Origin of the sequence: Ciceribacter sp. L1K22, assembly GCF_017599385.1 — a bacterium.
Classification (GTDB): domain Bacteria; phylum Pseudomonadota; class Alphaproteobacteria; order Rhizobiales; family Rhizobiaceae; genus Allorhizobium.
In genome coordinates this window covers 535,960-557,219 of sequence record NZ_JAGFPK010000002.1, presented here as the reverse complement: position 1 = coordinate 557,219, position 21,260 = coordinate 535,960, and the positions used below count along the sequence as shown (strand labels likewise).

At 60.9% G+C, this 21,260-nt stretch carries 20 protein-coding genes; 16 read left to right on the top strand and 4 right to left on the bottom strand.

Annotated elements, in window-relative coordinates:
• From J5J09_RS20600 to guaD, 5 genes are read left to right on the top strand one after another with little or no spacing between them, the layout of a single operon-like run.
• Complete coding sequence (locus tag J5J09_RS20600) at positions 1 to 936, top strand: ABC transporter permease (protein WP_208554102.1); 936 nt, start codon at positions 1 to 3, stop codon at positions 934 to 936.
• On the top strand, positions 936 to 2,336 hold the full coding sequence (locus J5J09_RS20595; RefSeq protein WP_208554101.1) for an 8-oxoguanine deaminase: 1,401 nt from the start codon (positions 936 to 938) through the stop codon (positions 2,334 to 2,336). Before J5J09_RS20600 ends, J5J09_RS20595 begins: the two co-directional genes overlap by 1 nt.
• A 13-nt stretch (positions 2,337 to 2,349) precedes the next feature.
• On the top strand, positions 2,350 to 3,204 hold the full coding sequence (locus J5J09_RS20590; protein WP_208554100.1) for an aromatic ring-hydroxylating dioxygenase subunit alpha: 855 nt from the start codon (positions 2,350 to 2,352) through the stop codon (positions 3,202 to 3,204).
• 7 nt (positions 3,205 to 3,211) lie between these two features.
• Positions 3,212 to 4,555, top strand: coding sequence for an amidohydrolase (locus tag J5J09_RS20585; protein ID WP_246746028.1), 1,344 nt, complete (start codon positions 3,212 to 3,214; stop codon positions 4,553 to 4,555).
• A gap of 35 nt (positions 4,556 to 4,590) precedes the next feature.
• A complete protein-coding gene (guaD, locus tag J5J09_RS20580; protein ID WP_208554099.1) occupies positions 4,591 to 5,967 on the top strand; it encodes a guanine deaminase in 1,377 nt (458 codons plus the stop codon).
• Between the two features lie 71 nt (positions 5,968 to 6,038).
• On the opposite strand, the gene J5J09_RS20575 is transcribed toward guaD, so the two are convergent.
• Positions 6,039 to 6,203 (bottom strand): DUF1328 domain-containing protein, encoded by a 165-nt coding sequence (locus J5J09_RS20575; protein ID WP_208554098.1) that lies wholly within the window; start codon positions 6,201 to 6,203, stop codon positions 6,039 to 6,041.
• A 187-nt stretch (positions 6,204 to 6,390) separates the two neighbouring features.
• Between J5J09_RS20575 and J5J09_RS20570 the strand changes: the two genes are divergently transcribed.
• From J5J09_RS20570 to J5J09_RS20520, 11 genes are all read left to right on the top strand, one after another.
• Positions 6,391 to 7,173, top strand: a complete 783-nt coding sequence (locus J5J09_RS20570) for a DeoR/GlpR family DNA-binding transcription regulator (protein ID WP_208554097.1) — start codon at positions 6,391 to 6,393, stop codon at positions 7,171 to 7,173.
• 97 nt (positions 7,174 to 7,270) lie between these two features.
• Positions 7,271 to 8,779 (top strand): glycerol-3-phosphate dehydrogenase, encoded by a 1,509-nt coding sequence (locus J5J09_RS20565; RefSeq protein ID WP_208554096.1) that lies wholly within the window; start codon positions 7,271 to 7,273, stop codon positions 8,777 to 8,779.
• A gap of 46 nt (positions 8,780 to 8,825) precedes the next feature.
• Positions 8,826 to 9,908: an ABC transporter ATP-binding protein gene (locus J5J09_RS20560; RefSeq protein WP_208554095.1), complete on the top strand. Its 1,083-nt coding sequence runs from the start codon at positions 8,826 to 8,828 to the stop codon at positions 9,906 to 9,908.
• Between the two features lie 12 nt (positions 9,909 to 9,920).
• A complete protein-coding gene (locus tag J5J09_RS20555; RefSeq protein ID WP_208554094.1) occupies positions 9,921 to 10,991 on the top strand; it encodes an ABC transporter ATP-binding protein in 1,071 nt (356 codons plus the stop codon).
• A 3-nt stretch (positions 10,992 to 10,994) separates the two neighbouring features.
• The gene (locus J5J09_RS20550) at positions 10,995 to 11,864 is read left to right on the top strand and encodes a sugar ABC transporter permease (RefSeq protein ID WP_208554093.1); all 870 of its coding nucleotides are present in this window, start codon (positions 10,995 to 10,997) and stop codon (positions 11,862 to 11,864) included.
• A 10-nt stretch (positions 11,865 to 11,874) separates the two neighbouring features.
• Positions 11,875 to 12,690: a carbohydrate ABC transporter permease gene (locus J5J09_RS20545; RefSeq protein WP_208554092.1), complete on the top strand. Its 816-nt coding sequence runs from the start codon at positions 11,875 to 11,877 to the stop codon at positions 12,688 to 12,690.
• 12 nt (positions 12,691 to 12,702) lie between these two features.
• Positions 12,703 to 12,984, top strand: a complete 282-nt coding sequence (locus tag J5J09_RS20540) for a DUF2160 domain-containing protein (protein ID WP_208554091.1) — start codon at positions 12,703 to 12,705, stop codon at positions 12,982 to 12,984.
• A gap of 78 nt (positions 12,985 to 13,062) precedes the next feature.
• Entirely contained in the window at positions 13,063 to 14,784 is a 1,722-nt protein-coding gene (locus tag J5J09_RS20535) for an ABC transporter substrate-binding protein (RefSeq protein WP_208554090.1), read from the top strand.
• A 79-nt stretch (positions 14,785 to 14,863) separates the two neighbouring features.
• Positions 14,864 to 16,360, top strand: a complete 1,497-nt coding sequence (gene glpK, locus J5J09_RS20530) for a glycerol kinase GlpK (RefSeq protein ID WP_208554089.1) — start codon at positions 14,864 to 14,866, stop codon at positions 16,358 to 16,360.
• 106 nt (positions 16,361 to 16,466) lie between these two features.
• Entirely contained in the window at positions 16,467 to 16,826 is a 360-nt protein-coding gene (locus J5J09_RS20525) for a YbaN family protein (protein WP_208554088.1), read from the top strand.
• Positions 16,827 to 16,879: 53 nt separating this feature from the next.
• Positions 16,880 to 17,656 carry an SDR family NAD(P)-dependent oxidoreductase gene (locus tag J5J09_RS20520; RefSeq protein ID WP_208554087.1) on the top strand — a complete coding sequence of 259 codons (777 nt, stop codon included), beginning with the start codon at positions 16,880 to 16,882 and terminating at the stop codon, positions 17,654 to 17,656.
• A 9-nt stretch (positions 17,657 to 17,665) separates the two neighbouring features.
• On the opposite strand, the gene J5J09_RS20515 is transcribed toward J5J09_RS20520, so the two are convergent.
• Genes J5J09_RS20515 through J5J09_RS20505 form a run of 3 tightly spaced genes read right to left on the bottom strand, consistent with a single transcriptional unit; the run spans position 17,666 to position 21,035 of the window.
• Positions 17,666 to 18,883: a cyclopropane-fatty-acyl-phospholipid synthase family protein gene (locus tag J5J09_RS20515; RefSeq protein ID WP_208554086.1), complete on the bottom strand. Its 1,218-nt coding sequence runs from the start codon at positions 18,881 to 18,883 to the stop codon at positions 17,666 to 17,668.
• A complete protein-coding gene (locus J5J09_RS20510) occupies positions 18,880 to 19,680 on the bottom strand; it encodes a DUF1365 domain-containing protein (protein ID WP_208554085.1) in 801 nt (266 codons plus the stop codon). Before J5J09_RS20510 ends, J5J09_RS20515 begins: the two co-directional genes overlap by 4 nt.
• Positions 19,677 to 21,035 carry an FAD-dependent oxidoreductase gene (locus J5J09_RS20505; RefSeq protein ID WP_208554084.1) on the bottom strand — a complete coding sequence of 453 codons (1,359 nt, stop codon included), beginning with the start codon at positions 21,033 to 21,035 and terminating at the stop codon, positions 19,677 to 19,679. The genes J5J09_RS20510 and J5J09_RS20505 overlap by 4 nt, the downstream gene beginning before the upstream one ends.
• Between the last annotated feature and the right edge of the window lie 225 nt (positions 21,036 to 21,260).

The window sequence follows — 21,260 nt, the reverse complement described above, 5'->3', positions numbered from 1 at the left end:
ATGGATCTCCTGACCGGTCTTTTCACCACTGCCTTTCTCGCGGGCGGCGTGCTGGCGCTGGCGGCCATCGGCGAGGTTCTCGCCGAACGTGTCGGTGTCGTCAATCTCGGTGCCGAAGGCCTGATGGCGATGGGCGCGGTGACTGCGGTTGCAACGGTGGTTGCGGTTCCATCACCGCTGCTCGGTTTTATTGCCGCGCTTGTTGTTGGCGCGCTGTTCGGCTCGTTATTCGCCTTCGCCACGGTTAGCCTGAGAGCCAATCAGGTTCTTTGCGGTCTCGCGCTGACGCTGATGGGAACCGGTCTGGCACAGACCATTGGCAAGGCTTACTCCGGCATGCCGGTGCCGGTTACTTTCCAGGGCGTCGAGATCCCGATCCTGTCGCAGATCCCGATCCTCGGGCCGGCCTTCTTCAGCCAGAACATTCTGGTCTACCTGATCTATATCATCCTGCCGTTCGGCCTTTCCTATCTGATGTTCCGCACGCGTCACGGGCTGAACCTCAGGGCCGTTGGCGAAAATCCGGCGGCGGCGGATGCGGCGGGTATTCCGGTCGGCCTGATCCGCTTCGGCTATGTCGCGGCCGGGTCGGCGCTTGCCGCCGGTGCCGGGGCCTACCTGGTGCTCGCTTTCGTGCCCTCATGGTCCGATGGCGTGGTCGCCGGGCGCGGATGGATCGCGGTGGCTCTTGTGATATTCGCCGGTTACCGGCCGATCCCGGCGGCACTGTCGGGCCTGCTGTTCGGCTTCATCACGGCACTCGGCTTCGTCGGCCAGGCCCGTGGCTGGGCCATCGCGCCGGCCTTCCTGTCGATGCTTCCGTATCTCGGAACGATCGCCTTCATCATCGTCCCTGTTATCGCCTGGCAGCGCATGCGTCGCCTGATGGCAGCACCCGCCGCACTCGGTGAGCCGTATTACCGGAGCGTTCGCTGATGGGAACGCTGCTGGTCAGGAACATCGCCCATCTCGCGACCTTCGACGACGGAGCGCGCGAGCTTGAAAACGGGGCGATACTGATCCGCGACAACGTGATCGAGGCGGTCGGAACGACAGCGGAATTCGAACGCACAGAGGCAGATGAGGTTCTCGATCTGTCCGGCCATATCGTCATGCCCGGCATGGTGAATATCCATCACCACATGTACCAGAACCTCACTAGGGTAATGGTGCAGGACGACGAGCTGCTGGTCTGGCTGAAGACGCTCTATCCGATCTGGTCTAACCTCGACGACGACGCCATCGGCATTTCGGCGCGGATGGCGATGGCGGAACTCATCACTTCGGGCTGCACCACGAGTTCGGACCATCTCTATATCCTCCCCAATAACTGCACGCTGGATGCGACCATCGACGCGGCGGCCGATCTCGGGCTTCGGTTCCACGCGGCGCGCGGCGCCATGTCACGTGGCCAGAGCCAGGGCGGGTTGCCGCCGGACAGTTGCGTGGAGAAGGAGGAGGACATCCTCAAGGATGCGGAGCGTCTGATTTCCGCCTACCACGACAATTCCCGGCATTCGATGAGCCGCATCATCCTCGCACCCTGCTCGCCGTTTTCGGTTACTCCGGGGCTGATGAAAGACGCTGCGGCACTGGCGCGCTCGCACGGCGGGGTGCATCTGCACTCGCATCTGGCGGAAGATCTGTTCGAAGAGGTCTATTGCCACGATATCTACAAGATGCGCCCGGTCGATTTTGCCGAACGCGTCGGCTGGCTCGGACCCGATGTCTGGTTCGCGCATTCGATCTTCATGACGTCCGAAGAGATCGACCTCTTCGCCTCCACCGGAACGGGCGTTGCCCATTGTCCCTCGGCCAACATGCGCTGCGGACAGGGGATCGCCAAGATCCGGGAGATGCTGGACAAGGGCGTGCCGGTCGGCCTTGGCGTCGACGGCTCCGCCTCGAATGACACCTCCAACATGTTCATGGAGGCGCGGCTCGCGATGATGCTGCAGCGGGTGGCGCCGAATAAATATCTGTCTGAGAGCCCCGGCGGGCGCGGCGGGTTTGGCGGCACGCCGTCTGCTCTGTCGGCTCGCGAGGCGCTGACCATGGCGACGCGCGGCGGAGCGAATATCCTCGGTCGTGACGACATCGGTTATCTGGCGCCAGGCATGAGCGCCGATTTCATCGCGGTAAAGCTGAAGCAGCTCGGTCTTTCCGGCACGCAGCGCGATCCGCTGGCGGCGCTCGTCATGTGCGGGCCTTTCAAGGTCGACTATTCATTCGTCAACGGCCGGAAGATCATCGACAAGGGCGAGTTCGTCTCGCTCGATGTCGAACGGCTGCTCGACAGGCATGAAGCGGTGATGCACCGTATCTACGAACAATAGAAGGACAGTCCCCATGAAAGCGACGGACAGAGCTTCTCTCGACCAATGGTATCCCATCGACACCGAAACGCTGATCCCGTTCGGTCGGTCGACAAATCGCCTGCTCGGATACGAGTTGAAGGTGGTTCGCTTGCCGGATGGCGAGATCACGGTTACCGCCGAGGGTATCGATGGCCCGCTGCCGATCCGACGCCGTTTCGGTTTCCTCTGGACGACCGTTGGCCAGCCGGCGGGCGAAATCTTCCCGCTTCCCGAGGCGGATGAAACCGATCGTCGTCACGTCAACTGCGGTGCAGTGACGGTCAAGGCGTCCGGCCTGCGCATCGTCGAGAATTTTCTCGACATGGCTCATTTTCCCTTCGTGCACACGGATATTCTCGGCGCCGAGCCGAACACAGAAGTGATGCACTACAACGCGGAAATCCGTCGCGACGTCGATGAGGTCTGGGCGACAAACTGCCAGTTCTTCCAGCCGCAGGCGGCACTTTCGGCGAAGGACGGCATCATGACAGACTACATCTACCGGGTCATGACCCCGTTCACGACGCTGCTCTACAAGACCTGTCCGAACTCGGCCAATCGCTGGGACGTGATCTGCCTGTTCGTTCAGCCGCTCGACCCCGATCGCTGCCGTGCCCACCCGGTGATGTATCTGCTTGACGACGAGTCGACGACGACGGAACTCGTCCACTTCCAGCAACTGATCTTCCTGCAGGACCGTATCATCCTGGAAAACCAGCGGCCGGTCCTCCTGCCGATGGAGCCGCGCAAGGAAATCCCGACGCGCGCCGACGCTTCCTCCATCGCCTATCGCCGGTGGCTGAAGGAAAAGGGCGTGACCTACGGCACCTCGATGATGGCGGCGTGAGAATGCCATGATGCTGCAGTTCGCCGGCGGGCCTGATATCGCCATCGTCAACGCGACGATTCTGCCTATGGACGGTGGCGCGATGATCGAGAATGGCAGCCTGACGATCCGGGGCGACAGCATTCTCGCCCTGGGTGCTGCCGCTGATGTCGATATTGCCGGCGCAGGGCGGGTAATTGACGCCGGTGGCCGGGTCGTGATGCCCGGTTTCGTCAACTGCCATACGCATATCGCCTCCAACATGCTGCTACGCGGCCTGCTGGAGGACGTCCAGCTGTTCGAATGGCTGGGCACGATGTGGAAGCTCAAGCGGAATTTCGATCCGGAAACGCTGTTCTGGGCGAGCCTCATGGGGCTGGTCGAGATGGTGAAATCCGGCATCACGACGTTCAACGAACACTTCGACGCCTATTCCGTGACGCCGCAGACAGAGGCTTTGAAAAAGGTGCCGCTCCGCGCGACACTCGGTTACGGTTTCGCCGACCGGGGCGTCTATGCCGATGTGAAGGACTGGGCCTGGAAGGCGCTCGACCGGTTTGACGACAAGGTTACGGCTCATCACCGCAGCGGTAACGATCGTATCCACGTGGCGCTCTCTCCTCACGCGCCCTATTCGTGCGGATCTGACATGTTCCGCAAGGTGCGCGAGGTGGCGGATGCCTTCGGGCTCGCGATCCATACGCATTTGTCGGAAGGGCCGCAGGAAATCGCCTACGTGGCTGAAACCTACGGCACCCGTCCGGTGCAGTGGCTCAACGATCTCGGCTTTCTCAAACCCGACGTGACGGCGGCGCACTGCACGCAGCTCGATGATACCGACATCCGAATTCTCGCGGAAACGGGAACGAAAATCGCACACTGCCCCTGCTGCAACGCCAAGCTCGATTCCGGGACACTGCGGCTGCGTTGCGTGCGCGAGGCAGGTATCACGGTCGGGTTGGCGACAGACGGACCGGCCAGCCACAATACACTTGATATGTTTCAGGAAATGAAATTCGCGGGCATGATCCACAAGGACAAGACCCATGACGTCGAGTTCCTGAAAACGCGCGAACTTTTGGAGATGTCCACCTGCGAGGCGGCGAAGGCCATGAACCGGCCCGAGACCGGCGTGCTCGCGCCGGGCAAGAAGGCCGACGTAATTATCGTCGATGTCGACAAGCCGCATTGCCTGCCCGTCTATGACGTCGCCGCGGCTCTCGTTTATTCCGCACGCGCCGACGATGTCGTGACGACGATCTGCGATGGCCGGATTCTTATGGAGGATCGTCAGGTGGCGGGTGTCGATGAGGCGGAAATCCGGGCTCGTTTCCGGGAAGCTGCGCTGGCTCTGCGGCAACGCAGCCTATAGACCCTGGGCGGTCTTCGATTTCGCATGGAGTGCGCATGAGCGATATACGCGACAGGGTTCTTTTGGCCTCCGGCTTCCATGCGCCGGTGGCGGGAGAGATTGACGTTCTCGAGGATGTGCTGATCGACGTGGATGCGGATGGCGTCATTCGCTCGGTTCTTCGTCCGGGTGAAGCCGGGTACGATGCGACGAAGACCAAAGCCATCGGCGATGGGCGCTTGGAGCGGCTGCCGGAAGGCTCCTATCTTCTGCCGGGTTTCGTCGATTGCCACGTGCACGCGCCCCAATATCCGCAACTGGGCACCGCGCTCGACGTTCCCCTGGAAGTCTGGCTGCAGAAGTACACGTTTCCGCTGGAAGCGCGGTACGCAGACATCGCCTTCGCGCGACATGCCTATTCGCTGCTGGTGGAGGATCTGATTGCGAACGGCACGACGACGGCGCTCTATTTCGCCACCGTGCATCAGGACGCGACGCGTATCCTCGTCGATACATGCCTGGAGAAGGGTCAGCGCGCCCTGATCGGCAAGGTCGCGATGGACAATCCCGACAGTTGCCCGGATTACTACCGTGATGCCTCGTCGGACGAAGCGATCGACGGCACGCGTGCGCTGATCGACTACGTTCGGGCGCATCCGGACAACAAGACGCGACGGGTCAATCCCGTCGTTACCCCACGGTTCATCCCTTCTTGCACCGATGCGACTCTGGAAGGACTCGGCGCGCTTGCCGGTGAGTGTGGCTGCCATGTGCAGACCCATTGCTCGGAAAGCGACTGGGAGCACGGTTATGTGCTGAAGCGCCACGGGATGACCGATACCGAAAGCCTCGATCGTTTCGGCCTGCTGGGCCGGCACACGATGCTGGCGCATTCCAATCTGCTAACTTCGTCCGATATGGAACAGATCAGGGTCCGCGAGGCGGCGGTCGCACATTGTCCATTATCAAATGCCTATTTCGCGGGTGCCGTCTTTCCGTTGCGCGCGGCGCTGGAGAAGGGGCTCCATGTCGGCCTCGGCACGGATATTTCCGGCGGCCCCAGCGCATCGATGCTGGAAAACTGTCGCGCGGCGATCACCGTGTCGAGAATGCTGGAAAGCGGGGTCGATCCGGAGCGACCAGCCAATCTCAGGGCAAGCGGGACCTCCGCGCGTGTCGATTTCCGGATTGCCTTCCATATCGCGACAGCCGGCGGTGCGAGGGCACTCGACCTTCCGGTCGGCCAGTTTGCACCCGGCTACCGGTTTGATGCCGTCGTCGTGGATACCAGAGCACCACAAGGGTCGATGAGGCTGTGGGAGGAGTTTGATCAGGGAGATGGCATTCTGCAGAAGATCGTCTTCACCGCATCCAAGGCCAATATCGCCCATGTCTGGGTCGATGGCAGGCAGGTGTTCACCAGACGACACTAGCCCCGACAAACGAAAACACCCGGCTGTAGACCGGGTGTTTCGTGTGGATCGGGGCAGGGAACTTGTGGGCGTTATGCCCGGCGGAAGAAACCGCCGACCAGCGACAGCAGGAACAGGACGATAAAGACGAAGAACAGGATCTTCGCGATACCGACGGACGCGCCTGCGATGCCGCCGAAGCCGAGAGCACCTGCGATCAGGGCCACGACCAGGAATACCAGTGCATAGTAAAGCATTGTCTTGCCTCCTTGATGAATTTCGACAGGAAAACGACGTCAACGCAGGTTTGTTCCATAAGGCCGTCGGGCGGGCTGGAAGCGGGCTCGAAATTTCTTTGGTCGATGCTCGTCCCCGAATTTTCTATTTCGCTTGCCGCATTTTCGTTTTCCCGTAAGATCGAAGAAAAACGAAAATGAGGGAGCGATGCACTTCAGCGGAAGGCAGATGGAAATTCTGGCGATCGCCAAGGCCGAGGGCAGGGTTCTAGTGGAGGAACTGGCCTCGCGGTTTCAGGTGACGCCGCAGACAATCCGCAAGGACCTGAACGATCTTTGCGACAGTCGGTCGCTTACCCGCATCCATGGCGGGGCGGTTTTTCCGACCGGCAACGAAAACGTCAAATACGAGGCGCGGCGCTCGATGGCCGCCGCCGAGAAGCAGGCAATCGGCCGGGCTGCCGCCGCCATCATTCCCGACAATTCCTCCTTGTTCATCAATATCGGCACCACCACCGAGGCTGTCGGAGATGCGCTCAAGGATCACCACGAGTTGATGGTGATTACCAACAACATCAACGTTGCCAACAGGTTGAGGACATTTCCCTCAATCGAGGTGGTCATTGCCGGCGGCGTTGTCAGAGGCTCAGACGGCGGCATCGTCGGCGAGGCGGCTGTCGATTTCATCCGCCAGTTCAAGGTCGATTTCGCCGTCATCGGCGTCTCCGCCATCGATGAGGACGGGGCTCTGCTCGATTTCGACTTTCGTGAGGTGAAGGTTGCCCAGGCCATCATTGCCAATGCACGACATGTGATCCTCGTAACCGACGCCTCCAAGTTCGAGCGAACCGCCCCTGTCAGGATCGGCCATGTTTCCCAGGTCCACACCTTCATCACGGATCACTGTCCGGTAGACGCGATCCGCCAGATCTGCGCAGACAGCGACGTGCGACTGGTTGAAACTTCTGCTGATATCCTCGACATAGGATGAGTCGGATATTCGTTTGACATTCGATTTTCTTTCGTTTTAGATAATATTGTCTTTCGCATTTGCGTGATATGTTGCAATGCGAAATGGGTGGAGCGACATGTCGGACGGTACGATTTTCGATCTTTTCGTTATTGGCGGCGGCATCAACGGATGCGGTATAGCGCGGGATGCTGCCGGTCGCGGCTACTCCGTCGCTCTTGCTGAAATGAACGATTTCGCTTCGGGTACGTCGTCAGGCGCAACCAAGCTCATTCACGGCGGTCTTCGCTATCTCGAGCATTATGAATTCCGTCTCGTGCGGGAAGCCTTGATGGAACGCGAAGTGCTGTGGGCCATGGCGCCGCACGTGATCTGGCCGCTTCGTTTTGTGCTCCCATACCAGAAGGGCGGCATCCGGCCAGCCTGGCTGATCCGCCTCGGTCTTTTCCTCTACGATCACCTGGGCGGTCGCAAGCTCTTGCCGCCGACCAGGACGCTGGACCTGAAGCGCGATGCCGCGGGCAAGCCTCTCAAGCCTGTGTTCGGCAAGGCATTCGAGTATTCGGACGGCTGGGTGGATGACGCCCGCATGGTTGTTCTGAACGCGCGCGATGCGGAAAATCGCGGCGCGGTCATCCATAGCCGCTCCATGGTGACCTCGGCGCGCCGCGATGGCGGTCTTTGGATCATCACCATGCGGCACGCTGACGGGGATATGTCTACCGTCAGGTCGCGCATGCTCGTCAATGCCGCCGGTCCATGGGTCGATAATGTTCTGACGGGCACGTTCGGCCGCAACAACGTCCACAATGTGCGCCTGGTGCAGGGGTCGCATATCGTTGTCCGCAAGAAGTTCGACGATCCGCGTGCCTATTTCTTCCAGAATCCGGACAACCGGATCATATTTGCGATCCCATACGAAAACGACTTCACGCTGATCGGCACGACGGACCGCGACTACAAGGGCGATCCCAAGGATGTGAAGATCAGCGACGAAGAGGTTCACTACCTCTGCAATGCCGCGAGCGAGTATTTCTCGGAGCCGATACGTCCTTCCGACATCGTGTGGAGTTATTCGGCGGTTCGTCCGCTTTACGATGATGGTGCCTCGAAGGCGCAGGAGGCGACGCGCGACTACGTGCTGAAACTGGAGCAGACGGACGATGCGCCGCTGCTCAATGTGTTCGGCGGCAAGCTCACAACGTACCGGCGGCTTGCGGAACATGCTCTGGAGAAAATCGCTGAGGCGATCGGCGCGAAGGGCGCGCCGTGGACCGCTGGAAGCAAGCTGCCGGGTGGCGATTTTTCAGTGCATGGCTACGCAGAGCAGGTGAAGTTCCTGCTCGGCAAATATCCTTTTATCGGAGACAGGCACGCCGAGCGCCTTGTGCGCTGTTACGGGACGGACGCGTCGACGATGCTTTCTGGGGTCACCGGAGCGGAGGGTCTTGGACGGCACTTCGGCGGGACGCTTTATGAGGCAGAGGTTCGCTGGCTTGTTGAGCGGGAGTGGGCAAGGACGGCGGAAGATGTCCTCTGGCGTCGCACGAAACAGGGATTGTTCCTGACGGCCGAGGAAGCCGCGGGTCTGGAAAATTACATGGCCGGTATTCGCCGCGCCGCCTGAGGCGCGTAGCGAACCGGGACGAACCGAGGGTTGGGAGGCCCGAGGAATGCTTGAACTGAAAAACGTGTCGAAGATTGCCGGTGGCGGATATCATATCCGCCCGACCGATCTAACGTTGCGGCGGGGAACGCTCAACGTCTTGCTCGGACCGACGCTCTCCGGCAAGACCTCCCTCATGCGGCTGATGGCGGGGCTGGACAGGCCAACTGACGGCACGGTGAAGTTCGACGGCGTCGACGTTACTGGCTTCCCGGTGCAAAAGCGCAATGTTGCGATGGTCTACCAGCAGTTCATCAATTATCCGGCGCTCACCGTCTATGAGAACATCGCCTCCCCGATGCGGATCGCCGGCAAGGATTCCGCCACGATCGATCGCCAGGTGCGCAAGGCGGCCGAACTGCTACGGCTGACGCCCTACCTTGAACGCACGCCGCTCAATCTTTCCGGTGGACAGCAGCAGCGTACCGCGCTGGCCCGCGCCATCGTCAAGAACGCCAATCTCGTTTTGCTCGACGAGCCGCTTGCAAACCTCGATTACAAGCTGCGCGAGGAATTGCGCGAGGAACTACCGAAGATCTTCGCCGAATCCGGTGCGATCTTTGTCTATGCGACGACGGAGCCTTCCGAGGCCCTGCTGCTCGGCGGGAACACGGCCACCCTTAGCGAGGGTCGAGTCACCCAGTTCGACGAGACGATCAAGGTGTTCCGCAATCCCGTCGACCTGACCACCGCCCGGACCTTCGCCGATCCGCCGCTCAACACCATCGACCTCGTCCGTTCCGGTGACCAGTTCCTGCGAGATGGTCAGCCTGTCCTGCCCGTTCCAATCTATCTGACCGGGATACCGGAGGGACCGGTGACCCTCGCGTTCCAGCCTCATCACCTTTTCCTCGAAGCGCGGCCCTCCACACAGAAGCTCACCGCCTCGACCCAGGTCTCTGAGATCGCCGGGTCGGAGAGTTTCATCCATCTGGAATTCGCCGGATCGAAATGGGTGATGCTGGCACATGGCATTCACGACATCGATCCCGACCAGACGATCGACGTTCATCTCGACACCCGCCACCTGATGGCCTTCGACACCAAGACCGGTCGATCGCTCATCGGCGCCGGTCACGAGTCGGATTAAGGGGAGGCGGGGATGGCACGCATCAATCTCGAACATATCCGCCATGCCTACAGCGCCAAGGCCAAGGCTGCCGGCGACTACGCGCTCAAGGAAGTGCATCACGAATGGGACGACGGCGGCGCCTATGCGCTGCTCGGTCCCTCAGGCTGCGGCAAGACCACGCTACTCAACATCATCTCGGGACTTCTGCATCCGTCGGACGGCCGCATCCTGTTCGACGGCGTCGACGTCACCAACCTGCCGACGCAGCAGCGCGATATCGCCCAGGTGTTCCAGTTCCCGGTCGTCTACGACACGATGACGGTGTTCGATAACCTGGCGTTTCCGCTGCGCAACCGGCATGTGCCGGAGGCCGAGGTCAAGCAGCGCGTGCAGCACATCCTGGAGATGACCGATCTCGCCGGCATGGCACAGAAGCGCGCAAACGGACTGACCGCCGACCAGAAGCAAAAGATCTCGCTCGGTCGCGGACTCGTGCGGTCCGACGTGAACGCCATCTTGTTCGACGAGCCGCTGACGGTGATCGACCCTCATATGAAGTGGGTGCTGCGCTCGCAGTTGAAGCGGCTGCATCGCCAGTCCGGCTTCACCATGGTCTACGTCACGCACGACCAGACCGAGGCGTTGACCTTCGCCGACAAGGTCGTGGTCATGCATGACGGCCAGATCGTGCAGATCGGCACGCCGGCGGAACTGTTCGAGCGTCCGAGCCACACCTTCGTCGGCTACTTCATCGGCTCGCCTGGCATGAATGTCATGCCGGCGCAAGTCGATGGGGCGATGGCGAAGGTCGGCGATCAAGCGATTGCGCTTGCGGGAACGCCAGAGGTCGGAAACGCCACGAAAGTCGAGCTGGGCATTCGCCCGGAATTCGTACGGCTCGGCCGCGAAGGCATGCCGATCAGCGTCGGCAAGGTCGAGGATATCGGGCGGCTCAAGATCGTGCGGGCGAGCTTCTGCGGACAGCCGCTCGCGATCGTGGTCCCGGAAGACGAGGCGATCCCGACGGATGCGAAGGTGACCTTCGAGAAAGATGCAATCGGAATCTATGCCGATTCCTGGCGCGTGGGCATGGGGGGCTGAGCCATGGAAAAGACCTGGAACAACAAGGCTTGGTTCATGGTGCTGCCGGTGCTGCTGCTGGTAGCCTTCTCGGCAGTCGTCCCACTGATGACGGTCGTGAACTACTCGGTGCAGGACACCTTCGGAAACAACCAGTTCTTCTGGGCCGGTACGGACTGGTTCATGGACATGCTTCAGTCCGACCGTTTCTGGGATGCGCTGGCGCGCAACTTGATCTTCTCCGCCATCATCCTGGCGATCCAGATCCCGCTCGGCATCTTCATCGCACTCAACATGCCGAAGACCGGCCTCGGCGTGCCCGTGTGCCTTGTCCTGATGGCGCTGCCGCTGCTTATTCCGTGGAACGTCGTCGGCACCATCTGGCAGGTCTTCGGCCGCGTGGACATCGGCTTCCTTGGCCATTACCTGACCGTTCTCGGCATTGACTACAATTATACCCAGGATCCGGTCGACGCCTGGATCACCGTCATCGTTATGGATGTCTGGCACTGGACAAGCCTCGTCGTGCTGCTGTGCTACGCCGGTCTCGTATCGATCCCGGACGCCTATTACCAGGCTGCCAAGATCGACGGCGCATCGCGCTGGTCGGTGTTCCGCTATATTCAACTGCCGAAGATGAAGCGGGTGCTGCTGATCGCCGTTCTGCTGCGCTTCATGGACAGTTTCATGATCTACACCGAGCCCTTCGTCGTCACCGGCGGCGGTCCCGGCAACTCGACCACCTTCCTGTCGATCGATCTGGTCAAGATGGCGGTGGGGCAGTTCGACCTCGGTCCGGCGGCGGCCATGTCGATCATCTACTTCCTGATCATCCTGTTGCTGTCCTGGGTGTTCTACACCGTCATGACCAACAGCGACGCCGAGCAGAAGTGAGGAGGGGACCATGAGCCACGACAACCGCAGCCGCTACGCCTTCCTCGTTCCGACGATCTACATCATCTTCCTGATCCTGCCGATCTACTGGCTGGTCAACATGAGCTTCAAAACGAATTCCGAAATCCTCGGAACCTTCGCGCTCTGGCCGCAGAACCCGACGATCAGGAACTACATGGTGATCTTCACCGATCCGTCCTGGTATAACGGCTACATCAACTCGATCATCTACGTGGTGATGAACACGGTGATCTCGGTGACGGTGGCGCTGCCGGCGGCCTATGCCTTCTCGCGCTACCGCTTCCTTGGCGACAAGCACCTGTTCTTCTGGCTGCTGACCAACCGCATGGCGCCGCCTGCCGTCTTCGCGCTGCCGTTCTTCCAGCTCTATTCTGCCTTCGGACTGATCGACACGCATATCGCCGTTGCGCTGGCGCACTGCCTGTTCAACGTGCCGCTGGCGGTCTGGATCCTCGAAGGCTTCATGTCGGGCGTGCCAAAGGAGATCGACGAGACGGCCTATATCGATGGCTATTCTTTCCCGAAGTTCTTCATAAAGATCTTCATGCCGCTGATCGCGTCCGGCATCGGTGTTGCCGCCTTCTTCTGCTTCATGTTCTCGTGGGTCGAGCTTCTGATTGCCCGTACCCTGACGACCACGGATGCCAAGCCGATCGCTGCGACGATGACCAGAACGGTTTCGGCGTCCGGCATGGACTGGGGCGTGCTCGCCGCCGCCGGTGTGCTGACGATCATCCCCGGCGCGCTCGTCATCTATTTCGTCCGCAACTACATCGCCAAGGGCTTTGCCCTGGGCCGCGTCTGAGGAGGAAGCGACATGGATTTCTCATGGATGGCCTGGACGCTGCCCACGGCGCTGTTCTTTATCATCATCTTCGCCCTGATCGCCGGCATGGGCGTCTGGGAATACTTCGCGCCCGGCGGGAACCCGCGGGTCGGCATCTTGCGCTTCGAAACGACGCGCGGTGACCGGCTCTTCGTGTCTCTGCTCGGCTCCGCCTTCATTCATCTCGCATGGTTGGGTCTCGTCGGACCCAACCTGTGGTGGGCTCTCGCCTTGTCTGTGGTCTACGCGGTCGGCGTATTCCGCTTCGTCTGAGGCAAGCCAATGCGGTTGCCGGGTGGAGGCCCGGTGACCTTCTAAGCTGAACTGCAATCGCACAACCGGGAGGAACCTATGCGACGGCACCTTTTGACATCAACGGCAGCCCTGCTGCTTGCACTGACCGGCACCGCTTTCGCCGGCATGGACGAGGCAAAGCAATTCCTCGACGCGGAAATCGGCGATCTTTCGTCGCTTTCGCGGGCGGATCAGGAAAAGGAAATGCAGTGGTTCGTCGACGCCGCACAACCCTTTGCGGGCATGGATATTAAGGTGGTCTCCGAAACCATCACCACGCATGAATACGAATCCAAGGTGCTGGCGCCGGCGTTTACCGCCATCACCGGCATCAAGATCACCCACGATCTGATCGGTGAAGGCGATGTCGTTGAGAAGCTGCAGACCCAGATGCAGTCGGGCGAAAACATCTATGACGCCTACATCAACGACTCCGACCTCATCGGAACCCACTGGCGCTACCAGCAGGTCCGCAACCTGACCGACTGGATGGCGAACGAGGGTAAAGACGTTACCAGCCCGACCCTCGATATCGATGACTTCATCGGCAAGTCGTTCACCACGGCGCCTGATGGCAAGCTCTACCAGTTGCCGACCCAGCAGTTCGCGAACCTCTACTTCTTCCGCTACGACTGGTTCAACGACGAAAAGAACAAGGCCGACTTCAAGGCGAAATACGGCTACGACCTCGGCGTTCCGGTCAACTGGTCGGCTTATGAGGACATCGCCGAGTTCTTCACCGGTCGCGAAATCGACGGCAAGAAGGTCTTCGGCCACATGGACTACGGCAAGAAGGACCCGTCGCTCGGCTGGCGCTTCACCGACGCCTGGCTCTCCATGGCCGGCAACGGCGACAAGGGCATCCCGAACGGCCTTCCGGTCGACGAATGGGGCATCAAGGTCGACGAGAATTCCCGCCCGGTCGGCTCCTGCGTTGCACGCGGCGGTGACACCAATGGCCCTGCCTCGGTCTACGCCATCGAGAAGTATCTCGAATGGATGAGCAAGTATGCTCCTCCGGCCGCACAGGGCATGACCTTCTCCGAATCCGGTCCTGTCCCGTCGCAGGGTGAAATCGCCCAGCAGATGTTCACCTACACCGCCTTCACCGCCGACTTCGTCAAGGAAGGCCTGCCGGTTGTGAACGAGGACGGCACGCCGAAGTGGCGTTTCGCTCCGAGCCCGCATGGCGTCTACTGGAAGGACGGCATGAAGCTCGGTTACCAGGACGCCGGTTCGTGGACGCTGATGAAGTCCACCCCGGAAGATCGTGCAAAGGCCGCCTGGCTCTACGCACAGTTCGTCACCTCCAAGACCGTGGACGTGAAGAAGAGCCATGTTGGTCTCACCTTCATCCGCCAGTCGACCCTCGACCACCAGTCGTTCACCGAGCGTGCTCCGAAGCTCGGCGGTCTCGTCGAGTTCTACCGCTCGCCGGCTCGCCTTCAGTGGTCGCCGACGGGTACCAACGTTCCTGATTATCCGAAGCTGGCCCAGCTGTGGTGGCAGGCGATCGGCGACGCATCTTCGGGTGCGAAGTCGGCGCAGGAAGCCATGGACTCGCTCTGCGCCGAGCAGGAAAAGGTGCTTGAGCGTCTGGAACGCGCCGGCGTCCAGGGTGATATCGGCCCGAAACTTGCCGAAGAGCATGACCTGGCCTACTGGAACGCAGACGCGGTCGCCAAGGGCAACCTTGCGCCGCAGCTGAAGATCGATAACGAAAAAGAACAGCCGATGACTGTCAACTACGACGAACTGGTCAAGAGCTGGCAGAAGTAACATACATTCTGTTTCTATAAAAAGACCGGGGCGCCCAGCGCCCCGGTCATCCGTTGTCCGGGCAAGGGAGAAAGCAATCATGGCAGGCTATATTCTCGCCATCGACCAGGGAACCACGTCCAGCCGCGCGGTCGTCTTCGACAAGGAGATGACCATCGTCGGGATCGGCCAGCAGGAATTCGCCCAGCATTTCCCGCAGTCCGGATGGGTGGAGCATGACGCCGACGAAATCTGGCAGAGCGTGCTTTCGACGATCCGCACGGCGCTTTCCAAGGCCGGCGTTTCCGCCTCCGACATCGCCGCCATCGGCATCACGAACCAGCGTGAGACGACTGTGGTCTGGGACCGCAAGACCGGCGAACCCTTGCACCGTGCCATCGTCTGGCAGGACCGGCGTACCGCCCGCTATTGCGACGAGCTGAAGGACAAGGGGCTGGAGCCGCTCTTCACGAAGAAGACCGGTCTGCTTCTCGACCCCTATTTTTCCGGCACCAAGCTTTCCTGGATCCTCAAGAATACGACGGGCCTGAAGGACCGGGCGGCGGCCGGCGAGGTTTGCTTCGGAACCGTGGACAGCTGGCTGATCTACAAGCTGACCGCCGGCAAGGCGCATGTGACGGATGCCACGAACGCCTCGCGGACGCTGATCTACAATATCGACGAGAACCGTTGGGACGACGAGCTTCTGGACATACTCGACATTCCGAAGGCGATGCTGCCGGAGGTGAAGGATTGCGCCGCTGATTTCGGCAGGACAGATCCGTCTCTCTTTGGCGTGGAAATCCCGATCCTCGGCGTTGCCGGCGATCAGCAGGCGGCTGTGATCGGCAATGCCTGCTTCGAGCCCGGCATGATGAAATCCACCTATGGCACCGGCTGTTTCGCGCTGCTGAATACCGGTGCCGAGCGAGTCTCGTCCTCCAACCGGCTGCTGACAACCATCGCCTACCGCATTGATGGCGTGACGACCTATGCTCTTGAGGGCTCGATTTTCATCGCAGGTGCTGCCGTGCAATGGCTGCGCGACGAACTTGGCTTTATCCGCGTGTCCTCCGAGGTGGGATCGCTCGCGGCCAAGGCCGATCCGAACCAGCGGGTCTATCTCGTGCCGGCCTTCACCGGTCTCGGCGCGCCCTATTGGGATGCCGATGCGCGCGGCGCGGTCTTCGGCATCACCCGGAATACCGGGCCTGAGGAGTTCGCACGCGCGGCGCTGGAAAGCGTGGCCTACCAGACCTACGACCTCCTGGAGGCGATGAGGAAGGACTGGAGCGATGGGCGTGGTGACACGGTGCTGCGCGTCGACGGCGGCATGGTCGCTTCGGACTGGACCATGCAGAAGCTCGCCGACATCCTCGATGCGCCGGTGGATCGACCGGTCATCCTGGAGACGACGGTGTTGGGAGCGGCGTGGCTTGCGGGGTGGAAGGCCGGAGTCTGGCCGGGTGCCAAGGGCTTTTCGGCCAACTGGAAGCGGGACCGGCGTTTTGCCCCCTCCATGGATGGCACTGAACGAAGCGAGGCGATCGACGGCTGGAAGGACAGTGTGTCGCGCGTTCTGACGCGAAAAACCTGAGTGTGACGCACAATTTCTTACCGGGGCCGCATTCGATGATGTAGGTTCTGATAACGATGCCGCCCAAAGGGGTTGGTGTCGCATCAACCTGAACGGATTCGGCTCTATGCGTTTTGTCCTCATCGGACTTGGCTGGCTGTCGGTGGCCATCGGCGTGATCGGCATCTTCCTGCCCGTTCTGCCGACGACGCCGTTCATCATTCTTGCGGCCGCGCTCTTCGCACGCTCCTCTCCACGTTTCGAACGCTGGCTGCTCGATCATCCACGGCTCGGCAAGCCCCTGATCGACTGGCGGCGCGAGGGCGCGATATCGCGTTCCGCCAAGTTCGCCTCCGTGAGCATGATGACCGCGAGCTACGGCATCCTCTGGTTCGCGGGGTCGCAGTCGCCCTATGTCCGTATCGGCGTTGCCGGCGTGCTGGTGGCATGCGCGATCTTCATCATCACCCGTCCGGACCCGACCTGATCCGTCCTGCCTGTTTCCTCGTAGACCGGGGAAAGAAGCAGAAAGGATCAAACATGACCGAGCAAAACGTCGTCTACGGTGATCGCGGTGTCGCCTGGGTCACTGGGGCGAGTTCGGGGATAGGCCGGGCGCTTTGTCTGGCACTTGTCGATGCCGGCTGGGCGGTCGTCGCCAGCGCTCGGGGCGAGGCGGCGCTGGCCAGCCTTGCAGCGGAACGCACTGGCCGCATCGTACCGCTGCCGCTCGACATTTCGGACAAGGTGGCAGTCAGCGCGGCAGTTGCCCAGATCGAGGCCGCAAACGGCCCGGTCTCATTGGCCGTGCTTTGCGCCGGAACCTATGAGCGGGACGATCCCAAAGCCTTCGACAGCGCGAAGCTGCAAAGAATGATGGATCTGAATGTGGTCGGTACGGCGCATTGTCTCGAGGCGCTTCTGCCGCCGATGCTGTCCCGCCGCGCGGGCCGCATTTCCGTCGTCTCGTCGGTCTCCGGCTACACGGGCCTGCCGGGCGCTGCCTTCTATGGCGCTACGAAGGCGGCGCTTATCAACATGTGCGAGGCCCTTTATCCGGAACTCGAACGCAACGGCGTGAAGCTGAGCGTGGTGGCACCAGGATTCGTCGAAACGCCGCTAACGGCCAAGAACGATTTTCCCATGCCGTTCATCATCACCGCGGAGGAGGCGGCGAGATCGATCCTGTCGGGCCTCAGGGCCGATCGTTTCCTGATTTCGTTCCCGTGGAAAATGGCGCTGTCGATGCGTCTTTTGAGCTATCTCCCGCATCGCCTGAGGTTTGCGCTGACAAAGCGAATGCTCCGGAACGATTGACCGGCCCCGTCAGGGCCGGTTCAGCTCGAACTGCACCACGTCCAGCCGCCCGGTTCGGAAACCGGCGGCGCAGTAGTGCAGATAGTAACGCCACATCCGGTAGAAGCGCTCGTCGAAACCCATCGGCTTGATCGTCGCCCAGTGGGCGACGAAGGCCTTGTCCCACTCCAGCAGCGTTCGTTCATAGTCGCGACCGAACCGGAATGTTTCGGTGACGGCAAGCCCGTTTCCTTCGGCGCTTTGCCTGAATGCCGTGATCGAGGGCAGCATGCCGCCGGGGAAGATGTATGTCTGGATAAAATCGGCGCCGCGACGGTAATGCTCGAACCTGGTTTCATCGATCGTGATCACCTGGATCATGGCCTTGCCACCTGGAGCCAGAAGGTCCCGGACCCGGCCGAAATAGGTTTTCCAGTTTTCCTCGCCGACAGCCTCGAACATCTCGATGGAGACAATCTTGGAAAACTGGCCACCGCAATCCCGATAGTCCTCTATGCGGATATCGGTATGATCGGCAAGTCCGGCTTTCTCCAGGCGGTCACGGGCAAAGGCCGCCTGTTCCTTGGAGAGCGTAAGGCCCGTCACGCGACATCCGGTGGTTCGCGCGGCGTGTTCTGCAAAGCCGCCCCAGCCGCATCCGATTTCCAGCACATGGTCGTCAGGGCCGATGCCAAGTTCCTGCACGATGCGCTCGTACTTCGCTGTCTGGGCATCAGAGAGGGGCTGGTCGGCGGAGGCGTAGAGAGCCGATGAGTAGGTCATCGTCTCGTCCAGCCATTTCGCATAGAAGCTGTTGCCGAGGTCATAGTGAAAGGCGATGTTCTTGCGGCTGCCGGATCGGGAATTTCGTCGGGACAGATGCCGCAGGCGGGCGAGTGTCTTGAACACGCCGGCCGGCCTGGTGACGGTCTGCAACCGTTCCTCGTTGGCGAGCGCGAACTCGAGGAAAGTGGCGACGTCCGGGCTATCCCAATCCCCGTCCATGTAGGACCGGGAAAAGCCGAGAGCACCACCCCAGAACAACTGCCAGACCGGGCGGGCGTTGTGCAGCCTCAAGACGGCGGAAGGCCCTTCCTCCTTGCCCTCGACGATCTGTTCGGAGCCATCGGGGTACAGGATGCGAAGATGTCCGCGCGCTATTCGACCCGCCCAGCGATGCAGCCGTCTCTGCCAGAATGGCGCCGCGGCCGCGATGAAGGGTACGGTTTGTTGTTCGACGTGAGTCATGCTCTTTCGCTCCCCGCAGCCTGTGCCGGCGACACGATCGACGTTGCGATCGGGTCCCGTGCTTTCTTGTGTCGATGAACCGGGATACCCTTCAGCCAAAGCCTCAGCGCCTCCCAGTGGATTGCGCCCATGATCTTCATGGTCATGAGCGGATATCGGAGCGCGGTCAGTATGAGACCGGCCTCCGTCAACTGTTTGCGACGACCCGAGAAGCTCGCGAAAAGCAGCGACCCGTCCCGATCGTGTTCGTCGATGGCGATGAGAACCTTGTCGTCCGGCGGCACCACACGGAAACGGTAGTGGCAGTCCATCGGCATGAAGGGCGAGACATACATCTCCTTGTCGCAGCGATGACGGATCGCAGCCCCATTCGTTGAAACGGGGATCACATAGGTATGGCGCTCGCGGAACGTGTTCGAGACTTCATAGAGCACGGCCGCGGTCGACCCGTCCGGGCGATTGCAGAAGTAGACGGTGAGCGGATTGAAGCCGTAGCCGAAGACACGGGGATAACAGAGGACCGTCACGTCGAGACCGTCGGCCGCAATGTCGGCTCTCGCCAATTGCTCCAGCACCCAGCGCTTCAGATCGCCACGTTCACCGGTTCCGTGGTCGCGGTCATCGAAGGTGAAGGGTGCGAAACGATTGTAGCCGAAAAAGCGGAACTTGCGGTCGAGCAACTCCAGTTCGTCGAGATGCAGGAGGAAGGACACAACTCCGTAGCGCAGCTCGTGCGGACGAGGTCGGTGCCGTGCATGCACGACCTCGCCGGGATAGAGCGCGGACTTCATCCTCATTCTGCCGCCACCAACTGTTGGTCGATGAATATGCGAGCGGATTCGTTTTCGACGCGCCATGGTCTTTTAAGCCCCCCCAACGCCTCGGCAACCGCAAGTCCCGACTGCAGTCCATCCTCGTGGAAACCGCTGCCGAAATGGGCACCGCAGAACCAGGTGTTGCGCCGGCCCTGAAGGTGCCACAGACGTTGCTGGGCGGAAAGAGCCTTCGCATCAAAGAGCGGATGGGCGTAATCGAACGTGGCGAGGATCTTGTCCTCTGAAATCGGGCGGCTTGGGTTCAGCGTTACGAAGACCGGAGGAACATCCTGGAGGTTTTGCAGCTTGTTCATCCAGTAGGTCACGCAAAGCGCTTTGCCGTTATCGTCTCCGGCCTCGCCGATATAGTTCCAGCTCGCCCACACGCGCTTCCGACGCGGCATCAGTTTCTCGTCGGTATGAAGGATGGTGGTGTTGCGCGTATAGTCGAAAGCGCCAAGCGTCTTCCGTTCGAGATCGTCGCCATCCTCAAGCATGGCGAGAGCCTGGTCCGCGTGGGTCGCGATGACCACCTGATCGAAACGATCGGCGTGACCGTCCATGCCGGTGACGGTGCAGCCATTCGCATCGCGGCGAACGCTTCGAACCGGCTGGCCAAGGCGTACTTCTCCACGAAAATCTGCAAGCAAACGGCTGACGTATTCGCGGCTACCGCCACTGACAGTTAGCCAGGCCGGCCGGTCCTTCAGGACGACCAGTCCGTGGTTCACGAAGAACCTGATGAAGGCGATCAGGGGATAGGCGCGCATATCCGCGGCGGTAGTCGACCAGATCGCGGCGCCCATCGGAAGCAAGTGATCCTCGACGAACGCGCGGTCATAGCCGTTCGCGTCGAGGTATTCCCCGAGTGTCACGCCATCGAGATCCCGGCGCTTCAGCAATTCCGGCGCCTGGCGGTAGAATTCGAGTATGCCTCTCACCATGCGCCAGAAACGGGGGCGGAATGCGTTGGTCCGCTGGCCGAGCAGGCCACCGAGCCCGGACCCCGAGTACTCGAACGTGCCGCCGCGCAAAGAGGCGGAGAACGACATGTTGGACGGGTCTGTCTTCACTCCCAGATGCTCGAAGAGCGCCACGAGGTTGGGATAATTCCGTTCATTGTAGACGATGAAGCCCGTGTCGACCGGGACCTTGCCGTTGGACCCTTCAATGTCCACCGTGTTGGAATGGCCACCGGGGCGCTTATCAGCCTCGTACACGACCACCTCGTTTCCCCGGGACAGCAGCCACGCGGCCGACAGGCCGGATATGCCGGAACCGATCACCGCGATCCGGCGCCTGTGATGAAGGGGGACGATGTTTTGGAGGTGGTCCATTCGACGAATTCCTGGTTTCCAGATGCTTTACTTTACGTCGTGTCGGGGCGAGCGGATTGACGCCGAAGAATCTTTTTACCGCGGATGATCCGGCATATCTGGTGCCACGTAGAAGCCGGCATGACACTACTGTTTCCTTCAAATGGCCTTGCGTGCCACAATGACCGTCTAGGCCCTGTTCGGTTGAAAGCCGTGGCTGGGCCGAAACGCAGAGGTATTTCGAGG

Excerpts from the sequence above, each read along its gene's own strand:
- J5J09_RS20510 (WP_208554085.1), bottom strand. The coding sequence starts at position 19,680 with ATGAGGATGAAGTCCGCGCTCTATCCCGGCGAGGTCGTGCATGCACGG.
- J5J09_RS20505 (WP_208554084.1), bottom strand. The coding sequence starts at position 21,035 with ATGGACCACCTCCAAAACATCGTCCCCCTTCATCACAGGCGCCGGATC.
- guaD (WP_208554099.1), top strand. The coding sequence starts at position 4,591 with ATGAGCGATATACGCGACAGGGTTCTTTTGGCCTCCGGCTTCCATGCG.
- J5J09_RS20560 (WP_208554095.1), top strand. The coding sequence starts at position 8,826 with ATGCTTGAACTGAAAAACGTGTCGAAGATTGCCGGTGGCGGATATCAT.
- J5J09_RS20550 (WP_208554093.1), top strand. The coding sequence starts at position 10,995 with ATGGAAAAGACCTGGAACAACAAGGCTTGGTTCATGGTGCTGCCGGTG.
- J5J09_RS20535 (WP_208554090.1), top strand. The coding sequence starts at position 13,063 with ATGCGACGGCACCTTTTGACATCAACGGCAGCCCTGCTGCTTGCACTG.
- J5J09_RS20600 (WP_208554102.1), top strand. The coding sequence starts at position 1 with ATGGATCTCCTGACCGGTCTTTTCACCACTGCCTTTCTCGCGGGCGGC.
- J5J09_RS20525 (WP_208554088.1), top strand. The coding sequence starts at position 16,467 with ATGCGTTTTGTCCTCATCGGACTTGGCTGGCTGTCGGTGGCCATCGGC.
- J5J09_RS20595 (WP_208554101.1), top strand. The coding sequence starts at position 936 with ATGGGAACGCTGCTGGTCAGGAACATCGCCCATCTCGCGACCTTCGAC.
- J5J09_RS20590 (WP_208554100.1), top strand. The coding sequence starts at position 2,350 with ATGAAAGCGACGGACAGAGCTTCTCTCGACCAATGGTATCCCATCGAC.
- J5J09_RS20520 (WP_208554087.1), top strand. The coding sequence starts at position 16,880 with ATGACCGAGCAAAACGTCGTCTACGGTGATCGCGGTGTCGCCTGGGTC.
- glpK (WP_208554089.1), top strand. The coding sequence starts at position 14,864 with ATGGCAGGCTATATTCTCGCCATCGACCAGGGAACCACGTCCAGCCGC.
- J5J09_RS20575 (WP_208554098.1), bottom strand. The coding sequence starts at position 6,203 with ATGCTTTACTATGCACTGGTATTCCTGGTCGTGGCCCTGATCGCAGGT.
- J5J09_RS20555 (WP_208554094.1), top strand. The coding sequence starts at position 9,921 with ATGGCACGCATCAATCTCGAACATATCCGCCATGCCTACAGCGCCAAG.
- J5J09_RS20515 (WP_208554086.1), bottom strand. The coding sequence starts at position 18,883 with ATGACTCACGTCGAACAACAAACCGTACCCTTCATCGCGGCCGCGGCG.
- J5J09_RS20585 (WP_246746028.1), top strand. The coding sequence starts at position 3,212 with ATGATGCTGCAGTTCGCCGGCGGGCCTGATATCGCCATCGTCAACGCG.
- J5J09_RS20565 (WP_208554096.1), top strand. The coding sequence starts at position 7,271 with ATGTCGGACGGTACGATTTTCGATCTTTTCGTTATTGGCGGCGGCATC.
- J5J09_RS20570 (WP_208554097.1), top strand. The coding sequence starts at position 6,391 with ATGCACTTCAGCGGAAGGCAGATGGAAATTCTGGCGATCGCCAAGGCC.
- J5J09_RS20545 (WP_208554092.1), top strand. The coding sequence starts at position 11,875 with ATGAGCCACGACAACCGCAGCCGCTACGCCTTCCTCGTTCCGACGATC.
- J5J09_RS20540 (WP_208554091.1), top strand. The coding sequence starts at position 12,703 with ATGGATTTCTCATGGATGGCCTGGACGCTGCCCACGGCGCTGTTCTTT.